Annotated in this window: 5 protein-coding genes; 1 reads left to right on the top strand and 4 read right to left on the bottom strand. The window is 64.3% G+C overall.

The window, feature by feature from the left end; translation table 11 throughout:
* The coding region (locus IDH44_RS27010) for an S-layer homology domain-containing protein (RefSeq protein ID WP_190920264.1) at positions 1–2,621 on the top strand (2,621 nt) is incomplete at its 5' end.
* Between the two features lie 634 nt (positions 2,622–3,255).
* Here IDH44_RS27010 and IDH44_RS18475 read toward each other — a convergent pair.
* The 4 genes from IDH44_RS18475 to IDH44_RS18460 form a co-directional block, all read right to left on the bottom strand.
* Positions 3,256–4,173 (bottom strand): helix-turn-helix transcriptional regulator, encoded by a 918-nt coding sequence (locus tag IDH44_RS18475; protein ID WP_223869807.1) that lies wholly within the window; start codon positions 4,171–4,173, stop codon positions 3,256–3,258.
* Positions 4,174–4,248: 75 nt separating this feature from the next.
* Positions 4,249–5,319: a glycoside hydrolase family 53 protein gene (locus IDH44_RS18470; protein WP_190920262.1), complete on the bottom strand. Its 1,071-nt coding sequence runs from the start codon at positions 5,317–5,319 to the stop codon at positions 4,249–4,251.
* A gap of 25 nt (positions 5,320–5,344) precedes the next feature.
* Positions 5,345–6,187: a sugar ABC transporter permease gene (locus IDH44_RS18465; protein ID WP_190920261.1), complete on the bottom strand. Its 843-nt coding sequence runs from the start codon at positions 6,185–6,187 to the stop codon at positions 5,345–5,347.
* Positions 6,184–7,431, bottom strand: a complete 1,248-nt coding sequence (locus IDH44_RS18460; RefSeq protein WP_190920278.1) for a carbohydrate ABC transporter permease — start codon at positions 7,429–7,431, stop codon at positions 6,184–6,186. Before IDH44_RS18460 ends, IDH44_RS18465 begins: the two co-directional genes overlap by 4 nt.
* Positions 7,432–7,674 lie beyond the last annotated feature (243 nt).

Below are 7,674 nucleotides of genomic sequence, written 5' to 3'. Positions count from 1 at the left end.
CCGACGCCGAGCAGGCGCTGACCGATCATCCCGAAGGGGCGAACGTCGGCGATACGCCTGCTGCGGCACGTACCACGCTGCAGGACGCCATCAACGACGCGCAAGCCATCGCAAATGATGCGCCGAACCAGACTCAGGGGCAGCTCGACAGTGCAGAATCGACGCTCGAGGCGGCGACGACTGCGTTCCTCGGGACGGTCATTGGCGCCGGCGATGCTTCGGCGCTGCTGAGCGCCATCGCCGACGCCGAGCAGGCGCTGACCGATCATCCCGAAGGGGCGAACGTCGGCGATACGCCTGCTGCGGCACGTACCACGCTGCAGGACGCCATCGATGACGCGCAAGCCATCGCAAATGATGCGCCGAACCAGACTCAGGGGCAGCTCGACAGTGCAGAATCGACGCTCGAGGCGGCAACCGCGGCGTTCCTTGGTGCCGTCATCGGCGCAGGCGACGCGAGTGCACTGCTGAGCGCCATCGCCGACGCCGAGCAGGCGCTGACCGATCATCCCGAAGGGGCGAACGTCGGCGATACGCCTGCTGCGGCACGTACCACGCTGCAGGACGCCGTCAACGACGCGCAAGCCATCGCGGATGATGCCCCGAACCAGACGCAAGGGCAGCTCGACAGCGCCGAAGCGACGCTCGAAGCGGCCACCGCCGCCTTCCGCGCCGCCGTCGTCGGCCTCGTGCTGACGGCCCCGAACGACGGGCTGTACGGCACGGACAGCGTGCTTGCCTTCACCCTGACCTACCGCGATCCCGTGGTCGTCACCGGCACGCCGCGCCTGGGCATCGCGCTCGGCACCGGCTCCGCCACCGAGACCGTCTACGCCGCCTATACCGGCAGCCAGGGCGAGGCGCGCACCACCCTGCCGTTCGCCTATGAGGTGCCGGCCGGTCTGGCCGACCTGGACGGGATCGCACTCGAGGCGCAGGTCGCCCTTCCGGACGGGGCGACGCTCGTCTACAGCGGCTCCGGCGATCCGGCGATGACGGCCTTCGCCGTCCCGGATACGAGCGGCGTCACCGTCGTCTCCAGCGCACCGTCGCTCGATCTCAGCGCCGACGGCGGGACAGAGACCGCCGAGATCACGGTCACCGCCAGCACGCACGGCAGCGAGGCCGGCAATGCCCTGACCCATCTGCGCTGGCTGGCCGGCACCCGCACGGCCGACGCTTTCGACGGCGGCGCCAGCGGCACGGATATCCTGGCGACGGGTGCTTTCACCGCCAGCGACAACGGCACCTACACCGTCTATGCCCGCGATGCCGCCGGCAACGTGGCGCTGCAGACGATCACGATTGACAGCATCGTCGAACCGACGGAGCCAGTTGACCCGGTTGACCCGGTCGATCCGGTCGACCCGGTGACGCCGCCGGCCGATCCGGACGACGAGTCGGTCGACACCGACGAGCCGCAGGAGCAGCCGCGCGAATATGAGGCGCAGCTCACCGTCGGCGAAGAGGCACTGGAGCTGCAATGGACCGAAGCCGAGCTGGAGGACCTGGAGAGCGCGGGCCTTACGCTCGATGGCCGCGAGCTGGAGGCGGCAGCCGACGCCGCCTGGACCTTGACGCTGCCCAAGGCGACCGCCGCCGCGCTGCTGCGTACGCACCCCGACGGCCTGCTGCACGTGCGCACCGGCCTGGGTGACTACGCCTTGCCCGTCGCCATGCTCGCCGAGCTCGAAGCGCAGCCCTACAGCGAGCTCCGGGTGACGCTTGCTCCCGCTACCGAGGCCGAGCAAGGTGCGCTGCTCGAAGCCGTTGCACAGCTCGGCGCCCAGTTGCACGGCCAGCCGCTCAAGCTCAGCATCGGCGCCGTCGTGGCCGGCTTCGAACGCACCTTGACCGACTTCGGCCACGATGTCACACTGACGACGCCGCAGCCGCAGGACATGGCGACGACGCAAGGCGGCTTCATAGCGCGCTTCACGGCCAGCGCATCGGCGCAAGCCAGCTTCTCGCCCGTGCGCCAGTCCGCCGGCTCAGCCGACGCGGCCAGCTGGACGTGGCAGATTCGCACGGGCGGACTCTACGCCGCCTTGACCTACGACGCATCCTTCGCCGACATGGACGGCTCCTGGGCCGCCGATGCCGTACACCGGCTCGCCTCGCGGCTCATCGTGAACGGCGTGGACGGCGACACCTTCGCGCCCCAGGCCGCCGTTACCCGCGCCGAGCTGACCGCCATGGTCGTGCGCGCGCTCGGCTTGCCGACGGAGACGGATGCCGCCGCTGCGTTTGGCGATGTCGACCCTGAGCGCTGGTACGCCAGCATCGTGGCCACCGCCGCTCGCGAAGGGCTCGTGCAGGGCGATGCCGACGGCCGCTTCCGGCCCGATGCGCCGATCAGCCGCCAGGAGACGGCCGCGCTGCTGCTGCGGGCGCTGCAGTGGGTCGGCGCCGCCCCGGCAGCCGGCACGGACGACGCGCTGCGCGGCTTCGCCGATGCGGACCGCATCGCCCCGTGGGCCCGCACCGCCATCGCCGACGCCGTCAGCGCCGGCTTGCTGCAGGGCGACCCGGCCGGACGCCTGCAGCCGCAGGCCGACATCACGCGCGCCGAAGCCGCCGCCATGCTCGTTCGCCTGCTGGAGCGCATGGGGGCGTTGTAGCCCCTTACGCAATTTACAATTTATAGGATTCGAGATCCTGCAATAGCTGCTTTTGGACCCAAGTTTTATTCCAAGCATAGAGCCCCCCTGCCACGTGTGGCAAGAGGGCTCTTGTGTTCTTGAGTGATGCCTACCAACTGCATAAGTGCAGTTTAATGCAATGAAATTCCGCCGAATAAGGGTATGAACTGTAAAAGTGCAGTTAAATTCGTATGAAAAAGCGAATTTGGCGTGAATCACACGAATTCAACTGCACATTTGCAGTTTAATCATTATTTTGTATCGTACAATCTATATCCAACTGCACATATGCAGTTCGCCAGACAATTCGCCAAGGAGTGCAGTTCGCCAGGCAGCGCGTGCAGTTCGTCACACAGTTCGCCAGACAATTCGCCAAGGAGTGCAATTCGTCATACAGTGCGTGCAGTTCGTCATGTAGTTCGCCAGACAGTTCGCCAAGCAGCGCGCGCGCAGTTCGTTAGGCAGTTCGTCAGCGCATGCGTCGTGACGCGCCCGTCTTATCAATCTTGCGCCAACTACGTACCGCCTCGGCTCCCCTCCTGCGCCATCCGATCTTCCGCCGCCTCCACTCACTCCAACAGCGCCGTTTCCCTCATCCCCCGCGCCGTCTTCGCTACTCCTCTCGTGCCTCCTCTACTCGCTCCTCCCCTACCGTCTCCGACCACCCTCTCCGCTCCGTCACCGCCGCCTGGTCGACGGTCTGGTGCAGGTCGCGGTACTTGCCAGGGGTGATGCCCTCCTTCTTGCGGAAGGTCGCCACGAAATGACTGACGTCGTTGAAGCCGGTCTGCTCGGCTACCTCGCGCAGGGCGCGCTCGGGATGCTGCAGTATGATCTTCTTGGCCTCGCGGATGCGGAGCTGGATGAAGTACGAGTACGGGCTCATGTCGAACGCCTGCTGGAACAGCTCGTGCAAGGCGTGTATGCCCACCTGGGCATGCGCCGCAATCTCGGGCAGACCGATGTTGTCGGCCAGGTGCTCCTCCATCCAGCCTACGATCGGCGCCAGACGCTGATAGTATTGCGACAGCGAGGGCTCGTGATTGAGCATGCCGAACTTGCGCAGCTGCATGAGGAAGTAGTAGAGGTCGGTCGAGACGTCGATGTCCGAATGCGAGGGCGTCCGCTCAATGCGCCGGAACAGGTCGTTGAACAACGTGCCGAACGAAGGCCCTTCGCCCTCCTCGTAGATGGTGGAGCTGTTCATATGCAGCGCCTCCATGATCGCCTCCGCCGCCGCCCCGCCGAACGTGATATAGATCGTCGACCAGCGATCGGAGGCCGGGTAGTAGCTGTGCGGCGCGAACGGCGTCAGCAGCACGCCCTGCCCCCGGGTCAGCCGCACCGCCTGGCCGAGCAGTTCGAAGCGGCCCTCGCCCTCCAGCGTGTGCAGCCAGTGGTAATAGGGATAGCCCTCGGGGCGCTGGAAGACGCGCTCCCATGCGCTGTAGCCAATCGATTCCAAAAACAGCGGCAGTGAGCGTTCCATCGAAGAGAATACGTAGCGAATGTTATCATTTCCCCAATCCAAGGAGCCATCACCACCCGGGCGTTGTTACTCCTTATTATGCCGAAAGGCCCGGGGGCCTTTCAATCGATTCCTCGATTATTCCCGAAAAGCGTCCAGCGAGGGCAGCTTGCGGCCCGCGTAATCGAACAGCGTCAGATTCGACCAGTTGTTCTCATGGCCGACCGACCAGGTCGGCTTGGACGGGATCCAGCATGGCTCCCAGTAGTAAAGGCCGCGGCCGAGCCCATGCGGCACCTCGCGAATGCGGCGCATCAGCTCACGCAGCCAAGCGTGCTGGCCGTCCGGCGTCGGCGGATAGCCGGGATACAGCCATTCCTCGGTGTTGAAGATCAGCGGCTGCTCGTCGGGCGGCGTCATCGTCCACGGGTACGCCACCTCCACGACGACGATCGGCTTGCGATAGCGCGTCGCCAGATCGGTCATGTTCGCACTGAATTCGTCCAGCGTACCGTGCCACCAAGAGTAGTAAGACAAGCCGATCACATCGTAGTCGATGCCATGCTCCGCGAGGCGATCGTAGAATCGTCGGCTGCCGGCGTTGTCCCCGCCGCGATCGATGTGAATCATGACGGGAATCGGTCGCCCCGTCTCCGCGGCCGCGGCCCGCACGCCCCGCACCCCGGCCTCGATCAGCGCGGCCAGCCGCTCCCACTGCTGCGGCGTATCGTGCTCGCCGTCCACGCGCCCGGCCGGCCATACCATGCCGCTCGTGATCTCGTTGCCAACCTGCACCATGTCCGGCAGCGCACCCGCCGCCTCCAGCTCCCGCAGGCAAGTGCGCGTGAACGTCTCGACCGCTTCGAGCAGCTGAGGGAATGCGAGCGAGCGCCACACCTTGGGCATATGCTGCTTGGACGGGTCGGCCCAATAATCGGAGTAGTGAAAGTCGAGCAGGAAGTGCAGGCCCTTGTCCTTGATGCGCCGGGCCATCCGGAGCGTCCGCGGCAGATTGCAATAGTCGAATTCCGGATTGTTCCACAGCCGCAGGCGGGCGGAATTGACGCCGCTCTCCCGCAGGATATCGAGCACGTCGCGCTCGGCGCCGGGATGCGCGTAGAAGGCGCCTCCCTCGCGCTCGATCTCGTCGACGAAGGAAATGTCCGCGCCCTTCAAAAAGGGCAGGATCGGTTCAGCAGGCTTGGTCATGTTCGCAGCTCCTTACGCCCGGCCGTCAGCCCTTGGTGCCGCCGGCGGCCAGACCCGAAATGAAATATTTCTGCAAAAACAGATAGATGACCGCAATCGGCACGGCGATCAGGATCGCGCCCGCCGTAAATACGGTGAAGTTATTCGAATAGCGCTCGGTCACAAAGTGATACAGGCCGACCGCCAAGGTGTACTTGCTCTGATCGTGCAGGATGATCGACGGCAAAATGAAGTCGAAGATCGGCAGCATGAAGTTGGTCAACGCGACAATCGCCAGAATCGGCGTAATCAAGGGCAGCAGGATGCGCAGGAACAGCCGGATCGGACCGGCGCCGTCGATCTTGGCCGCGTCGTCGAGCTCCCGCGAGATCGTGTCGAGGTAGCCCTTGACGAGCCAGGCATTGAACGGAATCTGACCGCCCACGTAGATCAGGATGAGCCCGATCAGCGTATTGAGCAGTCCGATCAGATTCAGAAAGATATAGATGGCCACCATCGCCATCATGACCGGAAACATCTGCAGCAACAGGAAGGCGTACATGCCGCTGCGACGGCCGACGAACTGGAAGCGCGACAGCGCGTACGCCGTCATCGAGGTGAACACGATCGACAGCGCGCTGCTGAGCGTGGAGACGTAGAGTGTATTCCGATACCAGGTCACATAGTTGCTCTCCGGGCTGGTGAATAGCCAGCGGTAATGCTCCAGCGTCGGCTGGCGCGGAATCATCGACGACGAATACAGGCTCGTGCCGGTATTGAACGACAGGCCGACCGCCCACGCCAGCGGGTAGAAGATGACGACCGCCGCCGCCGCGACGATCAGGTAGATCAGCGCGACCTCGAGCCGCGACTTCGCACGTGGACTCATCCTTGCTCACGCTCCTCCCGGAACGACCGCGTCCGCCTGAACTGGAGCCAGGCGAAGGCGATCACGATGACCCCGATGATGAGCGAGATCGTCGCCGCCATGTTGTAATTGTTGGTCGTGAAGGTCAGATTGTACACCCACGAGATCAGGATATCCGTGCCGCCCGCCGTCTGCCCGCGCACCGCCGGACCGCCGCCGTTGAACAGGTAGATGATATTGAAGTTGTTGAAATTGGCCGTGTACTGGATGATCAGCAGCGGCGCGGTCGCGAACAGCACATGCGGCAGCGTGATGTAGCGGAACTTCTGCCAGCGCGATCCGCCGTCCACGTCCGCAGCCTCGTACGCGTCATGCGAGATGCTCTGCAGCACTCCTGTGAACAGCGCGAACAGGAACGGGAAGCCGAGCCATACCTGGATGCCGATCAGCGCCACCTTGGTATACAGCGGATCGGTCAGCCACGGGATCGACGGCAGGTTGAGTCCGCCCAGGAGCGCGCGGTTGATCGCGCCGAACTGATCGTTGAACAGCGCCGAGAAGATCAGGATCGTCACAAAGTTCGGGATCGCCCACGGCAGGATCAGGATCGTCCGGATGAGCCGCTTGAAGCGAATGCGCTTGTCGTTGACCAGCACCGCCAGGAACAGCCCGAGCGCGATCTGCAGCGAGGTCGACACGACCGTCCAGACGAGCGTCCACGACAGCACCTTCACGAACGACTGATTCCAGATCGGCACGGTGACGAGCCGCACGAAGTTGTCGAAGCCGACCCAATCGACCAGATTGCGCGGCGGCGAATGATACAGGTCGTAATTGGTGAAGGCCAGCGACACCGCGAACAGCAGCGGGAAGACGACGACGAACAGCAACAGCACGAAGCCCGGCACCGATAACAGATACGGCACGCTCGCCAGGTAGCTCTGCTTCACGGTCTCGCGCAGCCCCGGACGCCGCCAGCCGGCGGCGATCCGCTCGGCCTGGCGCCTTGCATCCTTCACATTGATGACATAGATCACTGCGGCTACTGCCAGCATCATCAGCGACAGCAGGCCGTAGACGAGCAAAAAAATCGAATGGTCAAGCCGCGGAATCGTGCCGAGCGTCGCGATGCCCCACAGTCCCAGCCCGATAAAATCGGCGAAGGTGACGATAAAGGCAAGCTCCAGCACGATCAGCACCGCGCCCTTGATGTAGCTGCGATTGTATAGCTGACCGAGTCCGGCGAATGCAATCGACAGCGCCATCGCCAGCCCCGGCCGATGGCCGGGGCGCGGCGGCGTGGGTGGCGGCTGTGACGGCGGGCGCGACTGTGACGACTGCGATTGCAGTGACTGCGCGCGTGATGATGGCGACGGCAATGCCCCCGACTGCAGCGGCTCCCGCTCCGTTGAACGCGACTGCGATGTTTGCGACGGCAATGATTCCGACTGCGATGATTCCGACTGTGTTAGCTGCGACCGGGACAGCTTCAAATGCGAGGTCTGCGC

This window comes from Paenibacillus sabuli, assembly GCF_014705605.1.
Classification (GTDB): Bacteria; Bacillota; Bacilli; order Paenibacillales; family Paenibacillaceae; genus Paenibacillus_D; species Paenibacillus_D sabuli.
The sequence above is the reverse complement of the archived record's forward strand: the minus strand, read 5'-3'. Positions and strand labels throughout refer to the sequence as shown.